Raw genomic sequence first — 23,825 nt, forward strand, 5'->3', positions numbered from 1 at the left:
CGGCGGGCCGGTCAAAGCAACAGCTGCGCGCGGACGTTGTCGGCATTGACCTCCTCGCCGGCCAGCGACCGGGTGATCTTGCCCTTCTCCATGATGTAGCAGCGCTGCGCGATCTCCAGGATGGTGTCGAGGTTCTGCTCGACGAACACGATCGTCGTACCAAGTTCGGTGCGGAACGATTTCAGCGCCTCGCAAATGTGCTGCACGATCGACGGCTGGATGCCTTCGGACGGCTCATCGAGGATCATCAGCGCCGGGTTGCCGATCAGCGCCCGGCCGATCGCAAGCTGCTGCTGCTCGCCGCCCGACATGGTGCCGGCGATCTGCCGCCGCCGCTCCCTCAGGCGCGGGAAATACTCGTAGACGAGTTGCGGCAGCTTCTTTCCCTCCGGCCCGCCGATCAGCTCGCCGACCTGCAAATTCTCCTCGACGCTCATCTGCGGAAACACGTCGCGGCCCTGCGGGATGTAGCCGAAGCCGGCGCGCGCCCGCGCATCGGCCTCGAGCTGCGTGACATCCTGATCCATGAAGGTGATGGTGCCGCGCCAGCCTTGCAGCAGGCCGATCAGGCAGCGCATCAGGGTCGACTTGCCGACGCCGTTGCGGCCGATCACGCCGACGATCTCGCCGCGCGCGACCTGCATGCTGACGCCCTGCAGGATCGGCGTCGCGCCGTAACCTGCCCAGAGTCCCGACACATCCAGAATGCGATCAGTGGGCATGGGTCTTGCCCAGATAGATTTCGGCGACCTTCTCGTCTTCAAGGATGGCTTCCAGATTGCCGCGCGCGAAGATCTTGCCAAGATGCAGAACGGTGACGCGCTGGGCGACCTGACGGACGAACGCCATGTCGTGCTCGACGACCAAGACCGTCATGCCCTCGGCGTTGAACGACTTGATCAGCTCGCCGGTCTTGTAGGTCTCTTCCGGCGACATGCCCGCGGTCGGCTCGTCCAGCAGCAATAGTTGCGGCTGCAAGGCCAGCGCCATGCCGATCTCCAGCCATTGCTGCTGGCCGTGCGACAGCGCACCGGCGAGCTTGCCGCCGTCATCGGCCAGATTGAGCAGCGCCAGCAGCCGCTCCTCTTCAATGCGGCATTCCGCGCCCGACAGACGCTCCTGCAGCGCGACCTGGACGTTCTGCCGTACCGGCAGTTCCTTGAACACGCTTGGCGCCTGCATCTTGATGCTCATGCCGCGCTGCACCCGTGCGTAGGGCCGCTCGGCGGTGATATCGATGGAGTCGAAGAAGATGCTGCCGGTAGTCGGCGGATAGAGGCCGACGATCAGCTTGAACAGCGTGCTCTTGCCGGCCCCATTGGGCCCGATCAGGCAATGGACCTCACCGGCGTTGACCGTCAGGTCGACATCGGAGACGGCGGTCAATCCGCCGAAGCGCTTCGAGACACCTTTTACATCAACCAGCGCCATGGCTCAGGTCTCATCCGATTGCAGACGGCCGGCATCGGCCAGCGCGGGAGTTTCGTCGCGCCGACGGCGCCGGGTCCACCAGTCGACGGCGAGCTTACCGATGCCGAGCACAAAGCCCTGCGGCGCCAGCATCACGGTGGCCAGCAAGAGCACGCCCATCAGCACCAGCGCGGCCTGCTGGCTGTACACCGTGATGGTCTGGAAGCCGAACAGCAGCAGGAACGATCCGACCAGGGTCGCAGTCAGGTCGTTGCGTCCCGAAAACGCGACCCACACGATCGGCATCGCCGCCGCCGGAAGCCCGATGCTGGACGGCGTGATGAACTGCCCCCAGGACGTGTAGAGCGCGCCAGAGAGGCCTGCGAGGCCGCTGCCGATCACAAAGGTCAACAGCTGATACTTGCGGACGTCGTAGCCGAGCATCTCGGCGCGTTGCGGGTTTTCCCGCGTCGCCACGATCACATTGCCGACGCTCGAGTTCACCAGCATCCGCAGCGCGATGTAGACGATCACGATCAGCGCAATCATGACGTAATAGAGCGCCGAGCCCTCGATATCGAAGCTGCCGACGGTGAGCGGGTCCATCCCCTTCATGCCGTTGAAGCCGTTCAGCCGCGCCGGGCCGATATGCCATTCCGGTCCGGCGGTCTGTCCCAGGAAGAAGGCCAGCACCAGCGTCGCCGACAGAGTCACGATTCCGAAGAAGATTCCGCTGATGCCACCCCAGATCATGAAGTAGCCGAGGACTCCCGCTGCGATCATCGCGATGACGACCGAGAGCACCAGTGCCGCGATGGTCGCCGTTCCGCCGCCCATATTGATGGCCAGCACGCCATAGCCGTAACCGGCGATGCCGAAGAAGAAGGTCTGGCCGAACGACAGCATGCCGCCATAGCCCCACATCAGGCAGAGCCCGAGCGCCATGAAGATCCAGATCAGGAAGTAGGCGAAATTGCCGACGTCATAGGAATCGGCAAATATCGGATAGATCAGCGCGCATGCCAGCACGGCAAGGAAGCAGGACCAGAAAATCTTTCCGCGTCCGAGCGTCTGTGGACCGTCGAGCAGCTTGAACATCAGAAATTCCCGCCTAGCGCCCACGACGAACCAATACGCTGGATAGTCCTTCAGGCAGCACACGTATGATCAGAATGACTGCAAACAGCATGCCGATCTGGCCGATGATCTGCCCGTAGCTCGCATTCAGTGCCATCCTGATCATCGCCAGGAACACCGCGGCCGGCGCAGTTCCGAGCAGCACATTGGCGCCGCCGATCACCACGGTGACGAAGCTCTCGACCACGAAGGTCGCGCCCATGGTCGGGATCAACGTCATGGTCGGCGCGTAGAGCGCGCCGCAGAGTCCCGCAAGCGCCGTGCCGATCCCGAAGCTGATGGAATAGATCCGCCCGGTGCGCGCGCCCAGCGCCTTCGCCATGGCCGCGTTCTGCATCGTCGCCCGCGCGATCACGCCGAAGCGCGTCTTCATGAAGATGATGTAGAGCCCGGCCAGCACCGCGACCGCGCAACCGAACAGCACGAGGCGGTAGGTAGAGAACGTGTATCCGCCGATCGCAAAGCTGCCTTCCGGCGTACCGATGCCGCGCACCGCGGAGCCGACGATCAGCAGCATCGACTGCGTCACGATCAGGCTGAGACCCCAGGTGGCAAGCAGTGAATCGAGCGGACGCTTGTAGAAGCGCCGCACGACGAGGTACTCGACGATCATACCGATGATCCCCGCGGTCAGCGCCGCGAGAATCTGGGCGATCGGCAGCGGCACGCCGAGATTCACAAGACCCACGGTCACGTAGGCCCCGCACATGATGAATTCGCCATGCGCCATGTTGATGACGCCCATCATGCCGAACACGATGGCAAGGCCGGCCGCGGACAGGATCAGGAACGCGAAGACGTCGGCGAACTGATAGAATACCGAGAAGAGTTCAGCCGACATTCCGCTCTCCGTGATCACGGCGCCGCATCATTGCGGCGCCGGTTCGCTTCAAGTTCGAGATACAAAACACGAGCAAGAATCGTGCCCGCGCACATCACGATTTGCTGGGAAGATGACTCGGGGTGTACTGATCCTTGTCGTTCTTCTTGGTGAGGTCGCAGCCGATCTCGCCGAGCCAGTAGGGCTGGATCGTGCCGTAGTCCTTCTCAACGGTCACCTCATGCTTGGGCCCGACCGAGATCAGGCGCATGCGGTGCGAGGTGTGCTGGCTCTTCGGATCGATGCAGACCTTGCCCTCGGGGGCATCGATGCAGGCATCGCCGGTCGCGATCACCTTGCGCATGTCCTCGAGCTTGGTCGACTTCGCCTTTTCGACCAACGCCTTGTACATGTAGAGCGCGTTATAGGCATTATAGCCCATGTCGTTGATGTAGAGCTCGTCCGGGAACTTGGCGTGCCAGCGCTTCTTGAAGTCGTTGGCTTCGGGCGTATCGATCTCCTCGAACCAGTTCGCGGTCGCATGCATGTTGTTGAGCGCCGGCGGCTTGAACCGCTTGTGCTCGAAACCAAGCATGATCTTGATCGAGGACCCCATCGGCAGATTGAGGTTGGCCGCGGCCGCCTGCTCGAAGAACGAGTCCTGCGCGGCGCCGACATTGATCGTCAGCAGCCAGTCCGGCTTCGCCTTCTGGATATTCTGGATCGTCTGCGCGAACTGCGACACGCCGAGCGGGATGAACTCCTCGCCAACGACCTCGCCGCCGAGGTCCTTCATGATCTTGCGGTTCCACTCCGCGGAGATCTGGCCGAAATTGTAGTCGGCGGCGATGACGTAAACCTTCTTGCCGAATTTCTGGACCATCCAGGGGATCAGGGTCGAGAACTGCTGTTCCGGCACCGCGCCCATGCTGATCATGCTGGCGTCGCAGACGCCGCCCTCATACTGGTTCGTATAGAAATACGGCGTGGTGGTGCGATCGACGATCGGGCGCAATGCCTCGCGCGAGGCGGAAGTAATGCCGCCGATCAGTACATCGACCTTGTCGCGGTTGAGCAGCCGCCGGCCGAACTCCTGGTAACGGGCATTGTCACCCTGCGGGTCGAGGTGGATCAGCTCGATCTGCCGTCCGAGAATGCCGCCGCTCTTGTTGATCTCCTCGACCGCGAGCTGCGAGCCGTGCAGCTTGGGCATGCCCATGAAGGCGAGGTCGCCGGAGACGTCCTCCAGCAGGCCGACCTTCAGCGGCGGCTCCGCCGCCTGAGCAGCGCCAATTGCTGCGGTCCCGAGCATTGCACCTAGCAAAGCCATTCCGACTAGTCGCCCCGAATACATCGCGATGTCCTCTGTCGTTGAAGGATGTTTTGCAGTCACGCCTTGAGGTAATTCTTCAGGATCGACGCCCCCATCGTGTATTTGGGATCGACCATGTTGCCGAGCCGCATGCGGCCGGCCTGGCTGAGCAGCATGTAGGCGTCGATCTCGTCGAAGCCGTAATCGGCGCTCATCCACCGCACCAGCTCGCGATAGGCGATCCGCGCCGCGTCTTCGAGCGGGCGGGCACTGCCGATCGTCATGATGAAGTCGCGGGTCTCGAGTCGCGGCCAGGCGAAGCTCCAGTTCTTGATCAGGTCGATCTGCAGCGTCACGGTCGCGCGTTGCTCCAGCGCGACGCCGGAAAGTTCGCCATCACCCTGCGTGGCGTGGCAGTCCCCGACATAGAGCAGCCCGCCTTCGGTGTGCACCGGAAAATAGATGATCGCGCCGGGGGCGACATCCGGCAGGTCCATGTTGCCGCCGTGATAGTCGGGCTGCAGCGAGGAGATCGCTTCGATCTCGGGCGACACGCCGATGGTGCCGATGAACGGCTCGTAGGGCAGCGTGATCTTGTCGTTCCAGCGCACGCCGTTGCGGTCGACATGCAGCTTCTTGACGCGCTCCGGCAGCGGCGGATTGAGCAGTGCCGTCGATGCGGTCCCGACCAGGCCGCCGAATTCCGGGATGATGCAGGTGGTGCCGGCCGGCTGCGCGCCGCGAGTCTCGACATCGCGGATATGGACCGCGAGGCAATCGCCCTTCTTGGCGCCCTTGACCGCGATCGGCCCGCACTGCGGGTTCAGGAAAGGAAAGTTCAGCTTCGCGGTCGGGCTGTCGCTTTCGCTTGTCAGCACGCCGCCGAACGCATCTTCGGTCTCGACCACGACCACCCCGCCCGGGTCGATCGAGAGCGTCGGCTTGGCATAGGGCCCATAGACGTAATGGAAGCCGCCCTGCTGCTCGATCGTCAGACTATGGGTCGTGCCGGTCGCGCCCTTGGCAACGGCCCGCCGGGCCATGATGGAACTCTTCAACCAATCTTCGGACATGCGAACGGCTCCTACTCAGATCGCGGGATGGCGCTTGTGCCAGTCGGTGACGCGCTGGAAGGCATCGCCCGCGCGAACCAGGCTTGCTTCGTCGAAATGCCGGCCGACGAACTGGAAGGCGACCGGACCGCCGTTCGGGGCGAAGCCGCCGGGAAGCGTCACGGTCGGGCTGCCGGTCATGTCGAACGGACAGGTAAAGCGCAGTAGCCCGGTGATCAGCGACGGGTCCTCACCGAGTGCGGCCATCCTGGCCAAGGTCGGCGCGGCGAACGCCTGCGCTGGAACCGCGATCAGATCGACCGTCTCGAACAGCAGCCGCACGGCGCCACGAAACGCTTCGCGCCGCAACACGATCTTCTGATAGTCCATGCCGGATTGCGCCCGGCCGAGATCGAGCAGGCCGGCGAGCGCCGGGCCGTACTCGTCCTTGCGCGCGGGATAGGTCGCCTCGTGCGCAACCGCCACCTCGATGCCGCACAGCGGGAACCAGTCCTCGATCACCGCCTTCGGATCGGGGAACGTGATGTCCTTGATCTTCGCGCCGAGGTCGGCGGCAACCCGCAGGCCTTCGCTGAGCACCTTGCCGGCAGCCTCGTCGGTGCCCTCGCTGGTCCAGCGCCGATCGACCCCGATCGTCAGGCCGCGCAAATCTCCAGTCAGGCCCGCAAGATAGTCCGGCACCGCCAGCGGCACGGACGTGGTGTCCTTGGGATCCTGGCCCGCGATCACGGCGAGGATTGCGCCGCAATCGGCCGCGCTGCGCGCCATCGGCCCGATATGGTCCAGCGTCGCCGCGAGTTCGAACGCGCCGTAACGGCTGACGCGGCCCCAGGTCGGTTTCAGCCCGGTGATGCCGTTGGCCGCCGAGGGAAACCGGATCGAGCCGCCGGTATCGGTTCCAAGCGATCCGAAGCACAGCCCCGCGGCGGTCGCGACGCCCGAACCGCTCGATGACGCCCCCGACCACAGATCGGCATTCCATGGATTCTTCGGCGGATCGATCTTCGGGTGATGATCGGCATAGGCGCCCTCGGTCTGCTGCAGCTTGCCGAGAATGATCGCGCCGGCATCCTTCAGCCGAGCGACCACGGTGGCGTCCTCATCAGGACGGAACTCGCGATGAATGGTCATGCCGTGCGCGGCCGGCGCACCCTTGGCCCAGCACAGATCCTTGACGGCGATCGGCACGCCGTGCAGCGGACCCTTGATCTTGCCGGAGGCGATCTCCTTCTCGGCTGCCGCGGCTTCGGCGAGCGCCGCATCACCCTTCACATAGGCGTAGCTCTTGAGCTTGCCGTCGAGCTGCTCAATCCGTCCGAGCATCGTCCTGGTCACCTCGACCGGCGAGAGTTTCCTGGACTGGATTTGCTGCCCGATCTCGATCAGTCCGAGATAGTGAAGTTCCGTCGTCGGCATCGTTTCTCATCCCCGCACTTGGCACGACGCAAGCGCAGGCACTGCCCATCACCGCGCATGCGCCTCCGGCTTGGCGACACGGACGTGTCGCCAATTTGTCTGGCGGCAAAAGCAAAAAGCCACCCGCCCCTCCAAACGAAGGTGACGAATGGCCCAAATGCCGCGGCTATGAACTGTCGCTAGGGTCCGGGGTCGAACAGAGCACTCTGCGCGGCGATCGGGACGTCATCGGCCAAATCGACGCACGCAAGGTTCGACAGGAAGCCCTGTAGGAGAAAATTCTAAGGAGGTGTGCAGCGCGTTGTCAACGAGGCTGGCTGCACAAATTTCGCAAGGTGCATGCGCAGCAAATCGGCATGACCTCTTGCACCGACCTCTGCGATGATGATTTCCTTCGCGCGTTGCACTGAAAGTCGTCGATGACAAAGCCGTCCATTCCCGTTGGCATCATCTGCTCGCAGCACGGGCCTTATCAGGCCATGGGGCGCGAGATCCTCAAGAGCGCCATGATGGCGGTCGACGAAATCAACGAGCAGGACGAGTTCGACTTCGCGATATCAGCGCATGTCCGCGATCCCCGCGGAATCATTTCCGAGTATCATACGGTCTGCGACGACCTCATTCGCAATGTCGGGGTCGAGCACATCATCGGCTGCTACACCTCGGCCTCGCGCAAGCAGGTGCTGCCGATCGTCGAGCGCACCGACCGCCTGCTGTGGTATCCGGCGCGCTACGAGGGGTTCGAATGCTCCGACAACGTCATTTATGTCGGCGCCTCGCCCAATCACAACGTGCTGCCGCTGGTGCGTTACGTGCTCGACAATCTGTCGCGCGAGATCTTCTGCGTCGGCTCCAACTATGTCTGGACCTGGGAAACCAACCGCGTCACCCGCGAGTTGGTGACGGCGGCGCGGGGGAAGATTCTCGCCGAGCGCCTGCTCGAGCTCGGTGAGAGCGCGGTCGGGCACATCGTCGACGAGATCGTGCGGCGCCGACCGCCGGTCGTGTTCAACACGCTGGTCGGCAGTTCGAGCTACGACTTCATCCGCGCCTTTCACGCAGCGACCAGCGCGGCGGGGCTCGACATCCCGATGCTGAGCTGCAGCCTGTGCGAACCCGAGCTCAAGATCGCAGGCCCCGCATCGGCCGGATGCATCACCTCGTCGGCCTATTTCGAAAGCATTCAGCTGCCCGAGAACCGGGCCTTCGTCGCGCGCTGGAAGGCACGTCACGGCGAGCACAGCAGCCCGTCCGTGGACGGGCAATCGGCCTATGTCGCGGTCTATCTGCTGGCCCGCGCGCTGCAGCGCGCCGGCACGTCCGATATCGGCGAGGTGCGGCGCGCGGCGGCCGGCCACCGCTACAATTCGCCGCAAGGTCCGGTCTGGATCGACGGCAGCAACAACCACTGCGTCCTGACGCCGCGGCTCGCCGTCTCCAATGCCGAAGGACAGTTCGACATCTTCTGGGAAGCTGAAGCGCCGGTTCGACCGGATCCTTATCTGACGCAGCTCGACATCGCCGCCAGCCCGGCACGGGATGGAACGTTGCCGAATGCGCCGCATTTGCGGGTTGTGAAATGAGCAAGCCGTCTTCATTTTCTCTGCGCGGACGCAAGGCGCTGGTCGCCATCAAGGACGAGCGTGACGCCACCATCGTCAGGCGCCAGTTCGAGCGTCTCGGGATCGACATCGTCGCATGGGAGCCCGGCGCCAAGATCGACTGCCGGCCGGACGTGACACTGATCGACGACGACTTCCTGCCGCTCACCTCGCCTGTGCAGCGCGCCGTGCTCGGACGAAGCCCGGTGATCGCCCTGCTCGGCACCGAGACGCCGAGCCGCCTGAAGCTGGTGCTCGAGCTCGATCCGGCCTCGTTCCTGGTCAAGCCGCTGCGCTCGGCCGGCATCTATGCCGCGCTCGTGCTGGCCTTCGAACGCAGCGAACGAACCAGCGAGCTCAAACAGCAGGTGGTGAAGCTCGAACAGCGTCTCCGATCGCGCCGCGTCGTGCTCGCCGCGGTGCTTCAGGTCATGCACACGCATGCGCTGGCCGAGCCGGCCGCCTTTGCGCTGATCCGGCGGGCTGCCATGGAACAGCGCAAGACCATCGAGGAACTCTCGGCCGAGATCACGGCCAAGGGCTCGCTGCCTGCGCAACGGGCGCTTAGTTGACCACCTGACGCCGCTCCTCCGGCGTCAGCTTCTTCATCTGCTCCGCAGTCAATTGGCCGTCGCCGATCAGCTGAAAGGCGCTGTTCGGGTCGTACTGGCTCTGCTTGTCGTTGCCTCGGCGTTTTGGTTCGTCGCCACCGTCGCCGCCGCCATAGCCGAGCACTTCGACGATGATGACGGAGGGCTGCTCGTTGGTGTTCGGCGGCGGCACGGCGGCCTGCTTGGCGGCGGCGCCCGCCGTGTTCGAGGCCTCGCTCAGCGCGCCCATGTTCGGCGCCTGGATTTGCGGCACGCCGATCACGCCCCCCTGCGCCTGGATGTTGGCGGCGTTGACGATATGCAGCGCGGCGATGTTGACGAAGCTCGACGCGCGGATACCCGCCTCGCCGGCATCGACGGTGCCGAGCGGCGCGATCAGGTCGACCGTGCCGCGCGCAACCTCCGGAATCGGCTGCAGCGTCGCGATGCCGGCGCCGCTGGAGGGCGTCACGGGCGATATCGTGATGTCGCCGTAGTTGTCGTAGGCGCGCTTCGGCGGCGTGTAGATCACGGTGGTCTTGGCGCCGCGGCCGGCGTTGATGTCGCCCTCCGCCGACCAGATCACGATATTGCCGCCGAACGTCGTCATGATGCGCGACAGACCCATCAGCACGCTGTTCTGCGAATAGATCTGGATGTTGCCCGCGCCCTGCGTGATCAGGCCCGCATCGGCGCCCGGCAGCAGTCCCTCGGTCCCGATCGTGACGCCGCCGCCCGGCGTCAGGAACTGGATGTCGCCGCCGAAATCGGTGTGAACGAAGCCGCTCGTGATCGCGTAGTTCGCCGCGCCGGGCGTGCCGGACGCCGCGGTGAAGATCGTGATGTCGCCGCGATAGGCGGACTTGTTCGGGAACAGCGCCGCGATCGCCTCGCGCCCGCGCAGATAGGAGCCGGCGCGCGGGCCGCCGACCTCGTTGTATTCGCGCCCGCCCGCGGTCAGCTCGGCATAGTAGACCTGCCGCAGGAAGATGCGCTGCTGCTCGCCCGGCAGCGCGAGGAAGTAGCCGAGCGCATCAGCCTTCGCCCCGCGATAGCCGAAGCGCTCCGTCAGCCAATCATAGAGCTCATCCCCGTAGGTCTTCGCCACCTTGCCGTGCTGGTCGGCGAGCGGTCCGGCGGCGGCGAGATTGTCCGGATCAAGATAGAGCCGGGCAAAGCCGGTCCAGTCGACCTGCCCGACACCGACTTCACCTGCGCCGACGCCGGCCTGCATGACGACACTTGCGCCCGGCCGGCTGTCGCCGGCGACCAGCGCGCCGATGCTTTCGACCGTCGCGGTCGATCCCTGGTAGATGTTCTTTGCGGCCGTGATTTCGAACGTGCCCGGCCCGGCGATCGCCCAGCCCCGGTTCGCGTTGAAGTCGACCCCGGGCCAGCCGGCGTAGATGACGCTGCCGCCAGCCGCAATGGTCGACACATCGTTGGGATCGTTGTGCAGGATGAAGCCCTTGGTGTTGACGATGTCACCACCCGCAAGCATCCGCAGCGGCCCTCCCGCCTGATAATAGGCATTGCTGACGGCGACGCCGCCGATCGTCTGGCGCACCGTCGTAATCTGCCCATAGGTGATTCCGGTGATATCGCCGTTCACCGCATAGATCCGCGACAGATTGCCGTCGTACGATACAGTCCTGTCCTTGACCGTGTTTGCATCAAAGGCGAAGGGATACCCACCCGTGTCGTAGCCGTAGACAGGCTGTCCGCTGGGGCTATCGCTCACGGCGGTGCCGCCCCAATAATTGGAAGCCGCGACAGTCAGTCCGATTGGACCGTTCAGGATTGCCCAGCCGGGCCGGAACGGCGTGGCGAGCGTCGATGGCGGCGCCATTGACGGACCCATCAAGATCGTGTCGCCAAAGATCGATCCTTGCGCCAGCACCTCGAGCACGCCGTCCTCTGACGGCAGCAATGTCCCGTCGCCCGGATTGTAGATGCTGCCGTTGGCGGCGACCGCGCGCATGGTCGAAGGCAGGAACCGGAAATACGCGGAAGCGGCTCCCGGCACGAGCGAACCGCCCGCGGCGAACTCGTTGACGGCGGTCGTCCCCGTCCACAGCGTGAACCAGCTCGCGCCCCCGCCGCTCGCGCTGCCGTTGTCGGCGGCCGTCAGGTTGGTGAGGCCGACACGGCCCGGATCGAGGATGGTTCCCACGGCCAGGTCGCCGCGGGCGCGAATGTTGATCACGCTGTCGCCCGGAGCGAAATCTCCGCCGGCGAGCTGGATCATCGAATAGGAGGTCAACGGATTGATCGGCCGCGGATCCACCCCACTGGCGTTGCGGTCGTTGGTTGCGACGAGGCTGCCGAAATCTCCTGTCGCGACATCCATCGCCCCGCGCAGATTGACGAACTGATTGCCGCCGGTGCCGACAGCGCCGGCCGTCACCGACATTGTGCCGCCGCCGGTCTGCACCAGGGAGCCATCGGCCATCACGCGACCGCTGCCGCCGACGGCTATGACCAGACCCCGGCCCGCGTCGCCGATCGTGCCGCCGGCCTGCAACGTGACGTTGCCGCCGCCGAGCGCGCCGAGGCCGGAGAACGCCGATAGTCCCAAAGACAACATGCTCGGGTCACGGACCTGATCGAGCGTATAGCTGCCGAAGTTGATGCCCCAGGCGGTCCGCTGACCGATCTCCGAACCACCCTGGCGCCACAGCCAGGATCCGATCTGGGTCGCTCCCTTCGTCAGCGTGCCGCTGATGTCGCCCTGCGCCACCAGCAGGAAATCGCCGCCATGTTCGGGGTAATACATTCGCTGCGCGCCGAGCGTCGCTTCGTAGCCGGCATTGGCCGATCCGAGCACCGTGCCGTCGGCCAGAGTGCCCCGGTCGACATTGTAAGGATCATTCTCCGCGGTCCCGGTCGCCCTGATCGCGGTGCCTGCGGTATAGACGCCGAACGGCGACTGCTGATCGTAGTTGCCGCCGGCGAGAATTTCGAGATTGCCCGTACCGGTACGCACGACACTGACGCCCGGCGTGGACGGCTTGTTGATCGTGACGCTGTATGGATCGTTCAACACCACGTTGCCCGAACCGGCGAGCGTATCGACCGTCTGCAGTGCGCGGCTGTCGGCGCTGGCGAGATCGGCGCCGCCAACGAGCCGCATCGACCAGGATTGCGTTCCCGGATCGAGCATCGGCGAAGTCGCCCAGATCTGGCGATCGCCCGGTCCGAGCAGATTGACGTTCGTCATGCCGGCCGGCAGCACCGTGCCCTTGGGAAGCGGCGTATCGGCCGTGAACGTGTAACCTCCAAAAAGCGTAAGGCTGGTCCCCGCCGGCAGCGTAACCGGCTCAAGCACCAGACTGATCAATGCATTGATGAAGACCCTTCCGGTGAAATAGAGACCCTTTTCGAACACAGTGCCGGCCGGAAACACCGTTCCAACGGGAATAGTATCACCCGGGTTGTAGATCTGGTCGGGCGTGATGATACGCCCGCCATTCACCTTCCTTGCTGGCGTGGGGGGTCCCCTCACCGTGAAGTCCTCCGCCAATTTGATCGCGACGGGAAGCGGATTAGCGGCGTCCGGGCTTCGCTCGACACTTCCGCCGACGAGGTTGAGCTCCATGTTGATGGTGCCATTGCTCGAAATCGTCGAGCCGGCACCGAGGACCACACCGCCCGTTTTGACCGTGTAGGCGTCCGACAAGGTGCCGGAGACGAGCACGGTCACGGCATCGGGTGACGCCGGCGGCGGCGCAAAGCCGTCGTTGATGCTGCCGTTGATCTTGAGGTCGTTGGCGGCCCGGACGACGAGCGCGCCCGGCTCGCCCGATCCCAGCACGGCCGGATTAGCATTCGGCCCGTAGCGATAGCCGGAGAAATCCAGATCGCCCTTGGTCGAGAGATCACCGCTCGACGTGATCGCAACACCCGGCCGCAAGTGGAAGGCCGAGCCGTAGGCGGCGAGACCGGCAAGACGATGCTGCAAATCGCTGTTCTGCAGCGCCGCGTTGATGAACGCCGTGCTGTCGCCGTGCAGGCCGTCGAGATAGGCCTGATCGATGATGCTGCCGCCCGGCAGGTCGTAGGTGCGGAAGCCGTTCAACGCGATACTGCTCGCGCCGCGGATGTCGAGCGAGCCGCGCGCATCGATCGCGATATCGTTGGCGCCCGCGCCGTCCCCGCCGGTGCCGCCGCGGCGCGGCGCGTTGAGCTCGAGCTTGCCGCGGGCCACACCGTCCGGCGATGTCATGTCGATGGTCGCGCCCGCGGCCAGCGTCATGGTACCGTGCGTGGTGGTAAGCTCGACATGCGCGGTGTTGTTGGCCTCGATCGGCGCGCCGTAGCTGTCGGTCTGCAGCACATTGCCATGGACATCGAGCACGGCATTCGCCGTGAGCGTGAGATCGTCACGCGCCGACAGGCGCACGGTGCCGGGCTTCGCCCCGCTCGCGTCGATCCTGCCGTCGACCGTAAGGCTGCCCTGGTCGACCGAAATCGTCACAGTGCGCGCCTTGATGCCGTCCCCGACGACAAGGCTGCCCTGCCGGAGATCGAAGCTGCGGGCGCTGAAGAAACCTGCATCGTTGAGCCTGGCATTCAGCGCAGCGAAATCGCCGAAATTCTGCGCCGCGACCGTGAACTGGCCGCTGTCGTAATCACCCGTCGAAGATCCCTTGAGCGTGCCGTCGAACGCGACCTGGCCGTGCGCAGCGTCGATCGCCTTGGCCGAGATCGAGCCCGCCGCGTTGTTCGCGGCGGAGACATCGATCACCGAACCAGTGCTCTGAACGATATTGCCGTTCGAGGAACTCAGGATGAGATCGCCGCCCCAGCTGAACTTGGTGACGTCGAAGAAGGCGATGCCGCGGCCCGACAGGTCGATCATCGCATTTGCGCCGAGCACGACATCATGCGTCGCATTCAGCGTCAGCTTGCCGGACGGCAGCACGAACGCGGTGTCGACCAACACGCTGTCGCCGGTGAAAGAGAGTGTGCCGCCAAGGTCTGTCACGCCACGCGTATCGGCGGGAGCGCTCCCGGCCGGCGTGACCAGCCGCAGGGCCGCGCCCGCGCTGACGTCGAGCCTGGCCCCATCGCTTGCCGTGATTAGCGGGGTCACGATGATGAGCGCGCCACCCTGCAAAGCGCCGCTGCCGTCCTGACTCAGTCCGACCTTCAGCGTGCCATCGCTGTTCGCGGTGACGCGTTTCGCCGCCGTCAACGTGACGTCCGAGAAGCCGAGGATCACACGGTTCAGCGTTGCACCATCGGTCGGCCTGCTCTGCGCAGCATCGTAGCCGAACAGGATCTCATTGGCGGTGATGGCGAGATGCCCCGACCCCGTGCCGGGCCCGCCGGGCAGCACGGCGGCAGGCGCCTGACTGCCATAGGGGCTCGACGTGGAGCCGCTGCCGCTGCGGATACCGTTCAAGATCAGCGTATCGGCGGTGATGCTCGCGGTCTCGCTGCTCGAGCCAAGGCCATAGACGGCAGGCGTGTTGAGAACGAATTTGAGAGGATCGGTGGAGGAGCTGCCCTGGCGCGTGGCATCCAGGTCGACGTTGCCGATCAGATTGAACGAGCCACTCGCCGTGATGACGAGTTGTTCGAGCGCCGGGCTCCCTGCGCTGGTCGACGGCCGGAGCAGCTTGTCGAGCACCGTCTGAGTCAGGTTCCATCCGGACGGCAACTGGCCTGCGGCCCGCGCTGCAGCAAGCGCGGCCTCGGTGCCGACATTGACCTGCTCCTGCGTCACATTGAGATAGCGCGCGGCGAAATTGACGTCGCCCATGGTGAGGCCGCCCGGCCCGGCCAGCACGATGCTGCCGTCGGTGAGCAGCGAGCCACCGCTCGCGATGTCGATCTTGCCCGGTCCAACCGCGTTCAGGAACTGAAACCAGCCATTGGCGACCGCGAGCACGGCCGGACTGCCGTCGGGCGTGGCCGTCGAATAGGGCGCGATGTTGGAATAGACATAACCGAGCGTCGAATCCACGGCGTTGGTGTTCAGCCCACGCGTATCGATGGTCGCGCCGCCCGCCACGTTGACGGCCTTGCCGACCAGGAACACCTGGCCCGCGCGGATGGTAGCGCCATCGAGCAGGTTGACGGCTTCGGTTGAGACCCCGCTGAAATAGATCTTGGCGCCGTCTCCGGGACCTTCCGAAAAGAAAGTACTCGTGCCGCCCAGCATGAGCGTCGGTGCCTTGAAGGCATTGATGTCGTCGCTCGAAACCGTCGTGTGCCCGGCGATCGGCATAGCCCCTGGCGCTGCGATGTCGAGCACGGCAGCGCCCAACGGGGAGACCGACGGCTTGATGATCAGCGTGCCGTCCATGCCGCCTTTGGCGCCATCGAACAATGCGGTGCCAGCAAAGGACAGCGAGCTGCCGCCGTCGACCGGCGGCAGAAGACTGATTTGAAGCACCTTGCCGTCCTCCGGCAAACGGGGCCGGAAGCCGCCGAACGTGGCCGCCTGCGCGCGCTCGAAATCGGCATAGCTGGTCTCGTTGTATTGCGAATAAAGCCGCGCGGTCTGGCCGGCGGTCAGGATGACGCGCGTCGGCAGCGTATCCTTGATTCCGGTATTGGCGATGCCGAGAAAGCCTGATGCAACGACGGAGCCATTGCCGGCAGTCGTGGGAGGCGCCACCGTCGTTCCGGTCGCGCCGAGCTCGACGCGATAGCCGCCTGGCACCAGCGCGTAGCTTGACGGCAGCAGCGTGTAGGTGCCCGGCGGCACTCCCGGCACGCCGGAGGGCAGCGTGATCTGCTGGCCGATCACGGGATCGCCGGCGCCATTGGTTGCGATCACCGGCGCATAGTCGACGGCAGAACCCGGTACGATCGCATAGACCTTGTTGCCGGCAGCGCTGTAGCTGTTGACCGGATTGGCATTGACGAGCGCCGTCTTCAGCACATCGACCGAGCCGCCACGGCCGGAGATGAAGCCCGCGCCGGTGAGTGTGCCGCCGCCTGTGAGATCGAGCACGGCTCCGGCCTCACCAATGACTGATGCGGCGTTGATCGAGATGCCGGCTGCGATCAAGACGTTGCTCGCGTGATCGTCATAGGACGCGGCCGCCAGATTGCGCAGCGTCCCGTCCGCGCCCTGATAGGCGATGCCGTCCGCGGTCCCGCCAAAAGGAATAACAAGGCCAGCCGCGCTCGCGGAGGTGATGCTGCCGCTGCGGAAGGTGACGCGCGCGTTGGACGGCGCGTTGTTGACAACGATACCAGTATAATTATTGAACCAGATGCGCCCCAGCGGCGCACGCACGACGCCGCCCTGATCGATATTGGCTGCAATTAAAACCAGATCGCCGAACACGGAAGCAGGAACCGCCGGCGTTGCGTCGTCGTTGCGACGAATGATGAGATCCGCATCGGGATCATAGGCGGCAAAAGTCCCGCTCGGACGCAGCCCAACCTTGATGACGGCGACCGCGCCGCTCAGCGGATAGATCTGGTCCGCAGTCAGCGCCAGATTCTCGACATCGAGCCCGCCGGTGCCGAACCGGATGTCGCCGCTGCTCTGCAGCGCGACCTGATGAAAGCCACGAGCGTCGAATGGAAGGCTGATCGGACGACCGGATCCAAGATCCACGGCGCCGCTGCCCTGATCGCCGGTGGCTCCGAACTGGACCGGCCCGTACACATCGATCAGGTCGCCTGCGACCGTGAAACTGCCGCCCGCCGCCGGATTCCGGACGCGAAGATTGTTGATCCCGGGCGAATAGCCGACCGCGGTCTGTGCATCTTCGCTGTTGTAGACGCCATCAAGCCGGACATAGGGCGCCGACAGACGGATCGTGCTGTTTGGCGTCTCCGGCGCCGATGCGATGACGCCGCTCGACAGCCGAAGGCTACGCGACAGGCTGAGATCCACATTGCCGTCAAACACGAGAAGATCGCGCGTGTAGAGCGCGAGCGAGCCGAAGCCACCCTTCTCGACCTGGTTGACACCAATCACCGTCCGCCCGAATTGCAGCGCCGGATCGGCCTGGCCGGGCGACAGACTGGCGCTCAGGCCACTGCCCGTAGCGTCCTGCACGAGCGTGATATCGCGCGACCTCTGGAATTCCGGAGGTAGTTCGCTGCTGGCATAGGGCGAGCTGGAGTCGGGCTGGCCGACGATGTAGCCGCGCCATGACATGGTCAGGTTCAGCGCGCCGCCGGACGCGCCGCTGCCGCCTGATGCCGCGCGCAAGGTGCCGTCGAGCGCCATGCCGAAGCTGGAATAGAGCGAGATCGTCCCGCCATCGCTCGCTGCAAGCGTCGGGACATAGCTGTTGCCGCTTTGGACATCGACCACCGCCGAGGTGCCCGACGCGTCGATCAGCGCACCCGGGCGAACGATCACGAAGGCATCGCTGACGACGGGATATTTGGGGTCCAGCGCGCCGGTGCCGCCGATCCGGATCGTACCGCCGTCCGGCACGGCAGAATAGGAGACCCCGCGATCGTCACGCCCGACGGCGTCGCGTGCCGAGACATCCAGCACCGCGTCATCGCCGATCCAGAACGAACGCGTCAGGCCGAACTCGCCGTAGCCCAGATTGTAGCGGGTGTCGCCGGGCGCATCCTGCAGGCTCGTGATCAGGATATTGCCGGCCGGTGCCGTGATCGCACCGTCGATCACCGTCTGGCGGTTGGCGAAGATCGAGACCGAACGCCCGGGATCGACGTTGATCGACGCGCCCTTGGCCAGCGTGAAATCATGCAGACTCCAGAACGTCACATCGGCGCCAGCGCGCTGCGTGGTGCTATGGGTGAACGAATTGACGGCAAAGCGCGGTGGCGTCCACAGCTCGGCGGCATCGGCAACGAGGCTCCCGCTGGGCGCGGAGAAGCTGCCTTGCGTGAAGCGATAGACCGGCACCGCGGCGTCCACGCGCGTGCCCTCGCCGATCGCGATGCCGGTGTTGCTGCTGATGTTGTAGGCGGTGAAGCCGGACTGGAAGAGCGCCGGATCGAGCACCAGCGCATCGGCCGCGGCCCTGCCGATCGCGATCTCTTGGCCCGCGTTGAGCGTCAGTGTTCCGCCGCCGGTGAAGCCATAGGCGCGGATCGTGCCGTCGAGGATGAGCGGGTTGGTGAAGAACTGCGTCCAGGCCAGATGCGAATAGTCATTGGCCACGAGGCTGACATTGCCGCCCTTGCCGCCTTTCGTCTTGCCGGTCACCAGGATGGCGCCACCCGAGGACGCATCGATCAGCGACCCGCTCGCGAGCGTGACGCCGCCGGTCGTCGAAACGGTGAAGTTGCCGCCATCGACATGCGCCTGACCGGATACGTCGGCTCCGGTCAGCGCGTTGCTCCACAATCCGCCGAGATCGACGGTGACGTTCTCGCCGACCGTCACCTGCGACTTTCCGTCGGCGTCGCGCAGCGCCCACCATTGCTCGTTCTGGCCCTGGCCGAGCACGGCATGCATGAGGTTGGTCAGCATCACGCTGCCACCATGCGCCGTGACATTGGCGCCGAGTTCGACATGCGGCGCCGCAAGGGCCACCTGCGCACCAGGAGCAAGCTCGAGCGGCGCCTCGACCAGGATGTCCTTGCTGCTCGCAACGTTGAGACCGCCAAGCCTCGCGGCATTGAGCGCGTCGGAATTGAACAATGCAGTCCCAACGCGATCGTCGGGCAGGATCGACGCGACGTTCAGCCCAGCGGTGATCTCCGGGGTTCGGCCGAACACGACCCGCGCCGCGGATGCATCGGTGAGACCAAGCCCCGAATAGCCGCCGAGCGCCAGCTTGCCCTGCAGCGGCGCGACATTCTGCGACAGCTTGTAGCCGTCGGCGATGCCGTCCGGCCGCGCCGTCGTCTGGCGCGAGCCGGTGACGACATCGGCGACGATGTCAGCCTCGAAGACCGACGTCGGCGTCGACAGGATGAGCGAGCCGGCGTCGCGGCCGATGGTGTAGCCGTCCTCCCAGCGGGTCGTCACCCGGCCCTTGCCGAACGGGCTGGTCCAGACTTCGGTCAGGTTCGGCGCAACCTTGCCGCCGAGCTTGTGCTCGCGAATGAAACCGACGCCAAGGCCGTAGAACTGCATGTCGGCGCGCGCCTGCCCGACACTGTAGAGACGGCCGTCGGCCCCGAGCAGATTGGAGGTCCGGATATAGCCGCCCTGATAGCTGACTGAGCCGCCGGAGACGTCGAACACCGCGCCGGCTTGCGCGACGACTTCCTGCGCCGACAGCGTGACGGTGCCGCCGACCGCGGCCCATTCGCCGATCCGGTGGGCGGTGTTGGCGAGATAGCCGGAGACCTCGAGCAGCCCGCCGGGCGTGTAATAGCGGTCGGTGGCATAGCCTCCGGTCCCCGCCGGCACCAACACCAGGTCGCGCGCGTCGATCCAGACATCCGCGTTCTTCAGATTGTCCTGATCACGATTGGCCGGCGAGTCGCGCAGCTCATTGCCCTGCACGTTGATCAGCAGATTGTTGGCCGACATCGGCAGCAGCACGCCGCGCACACCCGAGACGTCGATGATCGATCCGCTCTCGGCAAAGACGCGGCGGCCGGCGCTGACCGAGACTTGCCCGCCCTGCGCCTGCGTGACCGAGCCGTCCTTGAAGACGACGTTGCCGCCGCTGACGACCTCGATGCGCCCCTGATCGAGCCGATCGGAGAGCCGCGAAAGGTTGTCGAACTGGGCGTTGGCGACCGGCACGTGGGCAAAGGCGCTGGAATCGGCGACCAACTGGCTGCGTTGGCTGTCGAGCGCGGTCTCGCTGCTGTCGAGCTCGGGCAGGATCGTCGTCAGACTGCCGCCGGACAGTGTGATGCTGCCCGCCGTATCCGACGCGGCATTGAGGAGATGGATCGTGCCTCGGGTATTGACCGAGGTCGTGGCGACCAGCACGCCGTCCTGGCTGATGCTGCGGCCCGCAAGCGTGATGTCGCCTTGCTGGGCGAAGATCAGGCCGGAATTGCCGACCGCCGCGATCGCATCGCGAACGATCGGCGAGATTTCGTTGCCGCGCGTGGTCGAGGCCTGGTTGGCGTCGGTGCTGTAACCCGGCCGCAGCAGAAAGTCGTTGCCGGCGGCGAGTTGCACCTGGCCGCGCGGCGCGGTGATCGAGCCGGCATTGCTGACCTCGGTTCCCATCAGCAGGACGAAGCCGCCGCCCTGCGTCACCGAGGACGGCGCGTTGGTCGCAATCAGCGCACCGGGCTCGACCTTCACGGCCCCGCGCGCATCGGTGAAGCTCGGCACGTACTGGCCACCCGCCTGCTGCGAGTAGATGCCGTTACGGAGGAACTGGGTATCGGTGATGGCGGCGGTCGAGGCGATCAGCGAGCCGACATTCACCTGGCTGGCGCCACCGAAGATGATGCCGCTCTGGTTGATCACATAGACCGAGCCGTCGGCTTTGATGTTGCCGAGGATCTGGCTCGGCGCCGTGCTGCCGACCACGCGGTTGAGCGCCACCCAGTTGGCGTTGCTCTGCTGGTCGAAGGTCAGCGTGGTGCGCGCGCCGACGTTGAAGGAATTCCAGTTGAGGATCGCCTGCGCCCGGGTCTGCGCGATGCCGACCTGGGTCTGGCCGGCGGCATCGACCGCCTGCGTCGGCGCATTCGCACCCTGCCATCCCGGCGCCACCTGCAAGCCGCCGGGCGCAAGACCGTTCGGGACGACGACCTGCGGCAGCGTCACCGAACGCTGTGAGGCCTGCGCGGAGCTACGCGCAGCGCTCTGCAAGGCCTGCATCGCCTGGATGGCGCGGGTCGCCCGCGCCATTGCATCCTGGCCCTGCCTGGCGGCTGCCGCCGCGTCCTGCGCGGCCGATTGCGACGCTGCCATCGCTGCGGCCGAGGGTGACGCCGTCCAGGCCGATCCAAACGGGCGCGCGACCACCGGCGCACTGGCAACCAGCGCCGCGACGCTGACACTGCCAAACAACGCAGCGCGAATGGTTGCGCGTGATAGGGACCTGGAGAAGCGGGGAACCATGGAATCGCCTTCTTGCGCGGGCAGCGTAGAGCCGGATATTCGTCCCGGCGCCGGCACCGAGACCCTCGCGGCTGTGACGATCCCCATTGGGTCGACCCGCACGCCGGACTCGAACTTTTTTCGAAAGCCCGCTCGCCGCCTCCTCAGCTCAGCAGCACGATGCCGCCGGGAAGTGTTTTCGCCTTCACGCCGAAGGCTTGCTCGAGCTGCTGGAGCACCTCGTCGATCCGGTCGATGTGGAAGCGGCCATTGATCAGATGGGCGTTCAGCGCGGCATTGACGACGAAGATCCGGCCCGATCGGTACCTGTTCACCTCTTCCACCACCTTGGGCAGGGGCGTGTAACGGAAGATGAGCAAGCCTTCCTGCCAGGCCGCTTCGACGGCCGGATCGATCGCGACGATATCGCTCATGCGTCTCGCGTCATAGGCGATCTGCTGCCGCTCACGAACGGTACGGGCATTTCCCTGATGCTCGACGCGGACCTCGCCGCCGAGACAGGTGACGCGCACCTCGGCTCCGAGGTAGCGCACGTCAAACGAGGCTTGCGTTGCAACCGTTTGACCACTGGACGCGATCACCGTCACGGGTCTCGAGACCTGCGCGGTCGTCGCGATCGATGCCTGTCCCGAGATCAACTCGATCCGGCTGTTGTCGCCATGGTCCGGCCGCAGGGCGATACTGGTTCGTGTGTCCAGGTTGATCGAGACGCTGTCGCCCAAGGCAACCTTGCGCTGCTCCCCCGTCCCGGTCCGATAGTCCGCCGCAAGCTCGGACCATGACGGCCAAAGCTCGAGCGGAGGACGCAGCGCCACCGCCCCGGCAGCCACGGCGGCGGTCGCAAGCCCGCCGCGAAGAACCAGCCTGCGGGTCATCACGCGCTTTGCTTCACCATCAAGCAAAACGCCAAGCGATGCCGGGTCGTAGCGGAGGTTTTGACCGGCGTTGCCAACCGTGTCCCAAAGCTTGCAGGCCTTCGCAAAGGCGATCGCATGGGCTGCGCTCTGCTGGCGCCACGCCTGGAATGCATCGGCATCCGCGACCGTCGCGTCTCCGGACGTCAAGCGCCTCACCCAGGCATGTGCCTCCCGCTCCATCGCGCCGAGTTCCATCGTCGATTTGCCGCCTCCGCCTGTCCATTTGACGTTCGCCATAGCCAAGAACCGCACAACTATTTTCCCAGCTTCAGCGCGCAATGCTCCTGGGCGAGGCGGAGCTCCTTCTCGACCAGACGCAACGAGACCCCGAGCCGGTTGGCGATTTCCCGCTGCGGCATGCCCTGAAGGCGCGCCGCCAACAGGATGACCCGTCTGCGCGGCGTCAGTTCGGCGATCGCCTTCTCCAGGGCCTCGAGCTCGAAGCGGGCCTCCGCGATCTGACCAGGCCCTGGCGCGTCGTCCACGATATGAAGCAGATCCTGAATCTCATTGTTCGCCAGGCGGCGCTTCTCGGCCCGCTGCCGGTCGATTGCGACATTGAAGGCCATGCGGAACAGATATGCGGCCGGGCTCTGTACCGCCTCCGCCACCTCGGCCCGCCCGAGACGCACATAGGTATCCTGCAACGCATCGCTGGCGAGCTCTGCCGATCCCAGACGACGGCTGAGCCGCACTTTGAGATCGTCGTAGCGGGCAGCCAGGAAGCTGCGCAGCATGGTCCGGGTTGCGTCGCTCATCGCAGCACGCTCAGTTCGCTCCGCCGCTGGACCGGATTGCGTCGATGCCGGCGCAGTCCTGGGTCTGGTCCGAAGGCCGCGGCGCGACAACCATCGTCAGGGGTTGCGAGATGCCCGGCGGAGGCACCTCTTTCATTCGCAATCCGTGTAGTGTGGTCTCGATCGCGCTGTCGATGCGGGCATCGCCGGTCTTGCTCAAAAGCCTGGTCTGCTGGATCGATCCGGTTGGAGCGATCCAGAACTGCACGGCGATGCGATAACGGCCCGGCCGCAGCGCGGTCTCCCTGCAGAAGGCGTCGCGAACGCGCTCCTGCACCACGGCGTAGTAACGGGCGCGAATGACCGGATCGCCCTTTCGCGCATCGACCTCGGCCGTCGCCGGCTGCCCGGCGGCCGGAGATACGGGAACAATTACCACTGCACTCTCCGATGTCAGACGGCCGACAAGGCCGGTGCCGTCAAGCAGGACCTGCAAGGCTTCAGACGGCGCGAACACGCCCCTCACCTCGCCCGAGGTCCGCCCGGTCGCAAGCCGCGCATCGTAAAGCACCTCGCGCTTCGACGTGGCGCCGTAGCTTTCCAGCGCGGATGTCAGCGGCTGCGACGGAATATCGAAACTGATGCGCGGTGCAGAAGCGATCGGGCTCTCTTGTCCCGACGCGAATTCGGTGCCGGCGCCCAGCACGCAAAGACAGATCAGAACGCAGAATCGACGAGGAACGTCAGAGGGGCGCCCTGCCAGGCCCCTCGAAAAATATCCAATACTCATCGTATCCGCGTCGATTGTTTCCCGGGCGGGCCACTGTGTCCAATCTGCAACGTTAGCGCCGAAGTGTGACAGCGGTACGTA

The 23,825-nt window shown here is 65.2% G+C and carries 13 protein-coding genes; 2 read left to right on the forward strand and 11 right to left on the reverse strand.

What is annotated here, in order from left to right:
• Window positions 1–11: 11 nt before the first annotated feature.
• The 7 genes from BRSPCE3_RS03125 to BRSPCE3_RS03155 all read right to left on the reverse strand — a co-directional run bounded on the left by BRSPCE3_RS03125 (window position 12) and on the right by BRSPCE3_RS03155 (window position 7,168).
• A complete protein-coding gene (locus BRSPCE3_RS03125) occupies window positions 12–722 on the reverse strand; it encodes an ABC transporter ATP-binding protein (RefSeq protein WP_244064201.1) in 711 nt (236 codons plus the stop codon).
• Complete coding sequence (locus BRSPCE3_RS03130) at window positions 712–1,431, reverse strand: ABC transporter ATP-binding protein (protein WP_244064202.1); 720 nt, start codon at window positions 1,429–1,431, stop codon at window positions 712–714. Before BRSPCE3_RS03130 ends, BRSPCE3_RS03125 begins: the two co-directional genes overlap by 11 nt.
• A 3-nt stretch (window positions 1,432–1,434) precedes the next feature.
• Window positions 1,435–2,508: a branched-chain amino acid ABC transporter permease gene (locus BRSPCE3_RS03135; protein ID WP_244064203.1), complete on the reverse strand. Its 1,074-nt coding sequence runs from the start codon at window positions 2,506–2,508 to the stop codon at window positions 1,435–1,437.
• Window positions 2,509–2,521: 13 nt separating this feature from the next.
• Window positions 2,522–3,388, reverse strand: coding sequence for a branched-chain amino acid ABC transporter permease (locus BRSPCE3_RS03140; RefSeq protein WP_018270848.1), 867 nt, complete (start codon window positions 3,386–3,388; stop codon window positions 2,522–2,524).
• A 94-nt stretch (window positions 3,389–3,482) separates the two neighbouring features.
• Window positions 3,483–4,679, reverse strand: a complete 1,197-nt coding sequence (locus BRSPCE3_RS03145; protein ID WP_244064204.1) for an urea ABC transporter substrate-binding protein — start codon at window positions 4,677–4,679, stop codon at window positions 3,483–3,485.
• 77 nt (window positions 4,680–4,756) lie between these two features.
• On the reverse strand, window positions 4,757–5,752 hold the full coding sequence (locus BRSPCE3_RS03150) for an acetamidase/formamidase family protein (protein WP_244064205.1): 996 nt from the start codon (window positions 5,750–5,752) through the stop codon (window positions 4,757–4,759).
• A 15-nt stretch (window positions 5,753–5,767) separates the two neighbouring features.
• On the reverse strand, window positions 5,768–7,168 hold the full coding sequence (locus BRSPCE3_RS03155; RefSeq protein ID WP_244064206.1) for an amidase: 1,401 nt from the start codon (window positions 7,166–7,168) through the stop codon (window positions 5,768–5,770).
• 419 nt (window positions 7,169–7,587) lie between these two features.
• Between BRSPCE3_RS03155 and BRSPCE3_RS03160 the strand changes: the two genes are divergently transcribed.
• Together BRSPCE3_RS03160 and BRSPCE3_RS03165 are read left to right on the forward strand one after the other, a co-directional pair.
• Window positions 7,588–8,751 (forward strand): transporter substrate-binding domain-containing protein, encoded by a 1,164-nt coding sequence (locus BRSPCE3_RS03160; protein WP_244064207.1) that lies wholly within the window; start codon window positions 7,588–7,590, stop codon window positions 8,749–8,751.
• On the forward strand, window positions 8,748–9,341 hold the full coding sequence (locus BRSPCE3_RS03165; protein ID WP_244064208.1) for an ANTAR domain-containing response regulator: 594 nt from the start codon (window positions 8,748–8,750) through the stop codon (window positions 9,339–9,341). Before BRSPCE3_RS03160 ends, BRSPCE3_RS03165 begins: the two co-directional genes overlap by 4 nt.
• Here BRSPCE3_RS03165 and BRSPCE3_RS03170 read toward each other — a convergent pair.
• From BRSPCE3_RS03170 to BRSPCE3_RS03185, 4 genes are all read right to left on the reverse strand, one after another.
• Entirely contained in the window at window positions 9,334–21,150 is an 11,817-nt protein-coding gene (locus BRSPCE3_RS03170; RefSeq protein ID WP_244064209.1) for a filamentous haemagglutinin family protein, read from the reverse strand. The genes BRSPCE3_RS03165 and BRSPCE3_RS03170 overlap by 8 nt on opposite strands.
• A gap of 293 nt (window positions 21,151–21,443) precedes the next feature.
• Window positions 21,444–22,454, reverse strand: coding sequence for a FecR domain-containing protein (locus BRSPCE3_RS03175; RefSeq protein WP_244064210.1), 1,011 nt, complete (start codon window positions 22,452–22,454; stop codon window positions 21,444–21,446).
• Between the two features lie 17 nt (window positions 22,455–22,471).
• A complete protein-coding gene (locus BRSPCE3_RS03180) occupies window positions 22,472–22,975 on the reverse strand; it encodes an RNA polymerase sigma factor (RefSeq protein WP_244064211.1) in 504 nt (167 codons plus the stop codon).
• A gap of 10 nt (window positions 22,976–22,985) precedes the next feature.
• Entirely contained in the window at window positions 22,986–23,660 is a 675-nt protein-coding gene (locus tag BRSPCE3_RS03185; RefSeq protein ID WP_244064212.1) for a TonB C-terminal domain-containing protein, read from the reverse strand.
• Window positions 23,661–23,825 lie beyond the last annotated feature (165 nt).

It is taken from the genome of Bradyrhizobium sp. Ce-3, from assembly GCF_022835695.1.
Taxonomy (GTDB): Bacteria; Pseudomonadota; Alphaproteobacteria; order Rhizobiales; family Xanthobacteraceae; genus Bradyrhizobium.

Bases quoted from the DNA above. Each gene is read 5' to 3' on its own strand.
- BRSPCE3_RS03125 (WP_244064201.1), bottom strand. From the start codon at position 722: ATGCCCACTGATCGCATTCTGGATGTGTCGGGACTCTGGGCAGGTTAC.
- BRSPCE3_RS03130 (WP_244064202.1), bottom strand. From the start codon at position 1,431: ATGGCGCTGGTTGATGTAAAAGGTGTCTCGAAGCGCTTCGGCGGATTG.
- BRSPCE3_RS03135 (WP_244064203.1), bottom strand. From the start codon at position 2,508: ATGTTCAAGCTGCTCGACGGTCCACAGACGCTCGGACGCGGAAAGATT.
- BRSPCE3_RS03140 (WP_018270848.1), bottom strand. From the start codon at position 3,388: ATGTCGGCTGAACTCTTCTCGGTATTCTATCAGTTCGCCGACGTCTTC.
- BRSPCE3_RS03145 (WP_244064204.1), bottom strand. From the start codon at position 4,679: ATGCTCGGGACCGCAGCAATTGGCGCTGCTCAGGCGGCGGAGCCGCCG.
- BRSPCE3_RS03150 (WP_244064205.1), bottom strand. From the start codon at position 5,752: ATGTCCGAAGATTGGTTGAAGAGTTCCATCATGGCCCGGCGGGCCGTT.
- BRSPCE3_RS03155 (WP_244064206.1), bottom strand. From the start codon at position 7,168: ATGCCGACGACGGAACTTCACTATCTCGGACTGATCGAGATCGGGCAG.
- BRSPCE3_RS03160 (WP_244064207.1), top strand. From the start codon at position 7,588: ATGACAAAGCCGTCCATTCCCGTTGGCATCATCTGCTCGCAGCACGGG.
- BRSPCE3_RS03165 (WP_244064208.1), top strand. From the start codon at position 8,748: ATGAGCAAGCCGTCTTCATTTTCTCTGCGCGGACGCAAGGCGCTGGTC.
- BRSPCE3_RS03170 (WP_244064209.1), bottom strand. From the start codon at position 21,150: ATGGCAGCGTCGCAATCGGCCGCGCAGGACGCGGCGGCAGCCGCCAGG.
- BRSPCE3_RS03175 (WP_244064210.1), bottom strand. From the start codon at position 22,454: ATGGCGAACGTCAAATGGACAGGCGGAGGCGGCAAATCGACGATGGAA.
- BRSPCE3_RS03180 (WP_244064211.1), bottom strand. From the start codon at position 22,975: ATGAGCGACGCAACCCGGACCATGCTGCGCAGCTTCCTGGCTGCCCGC.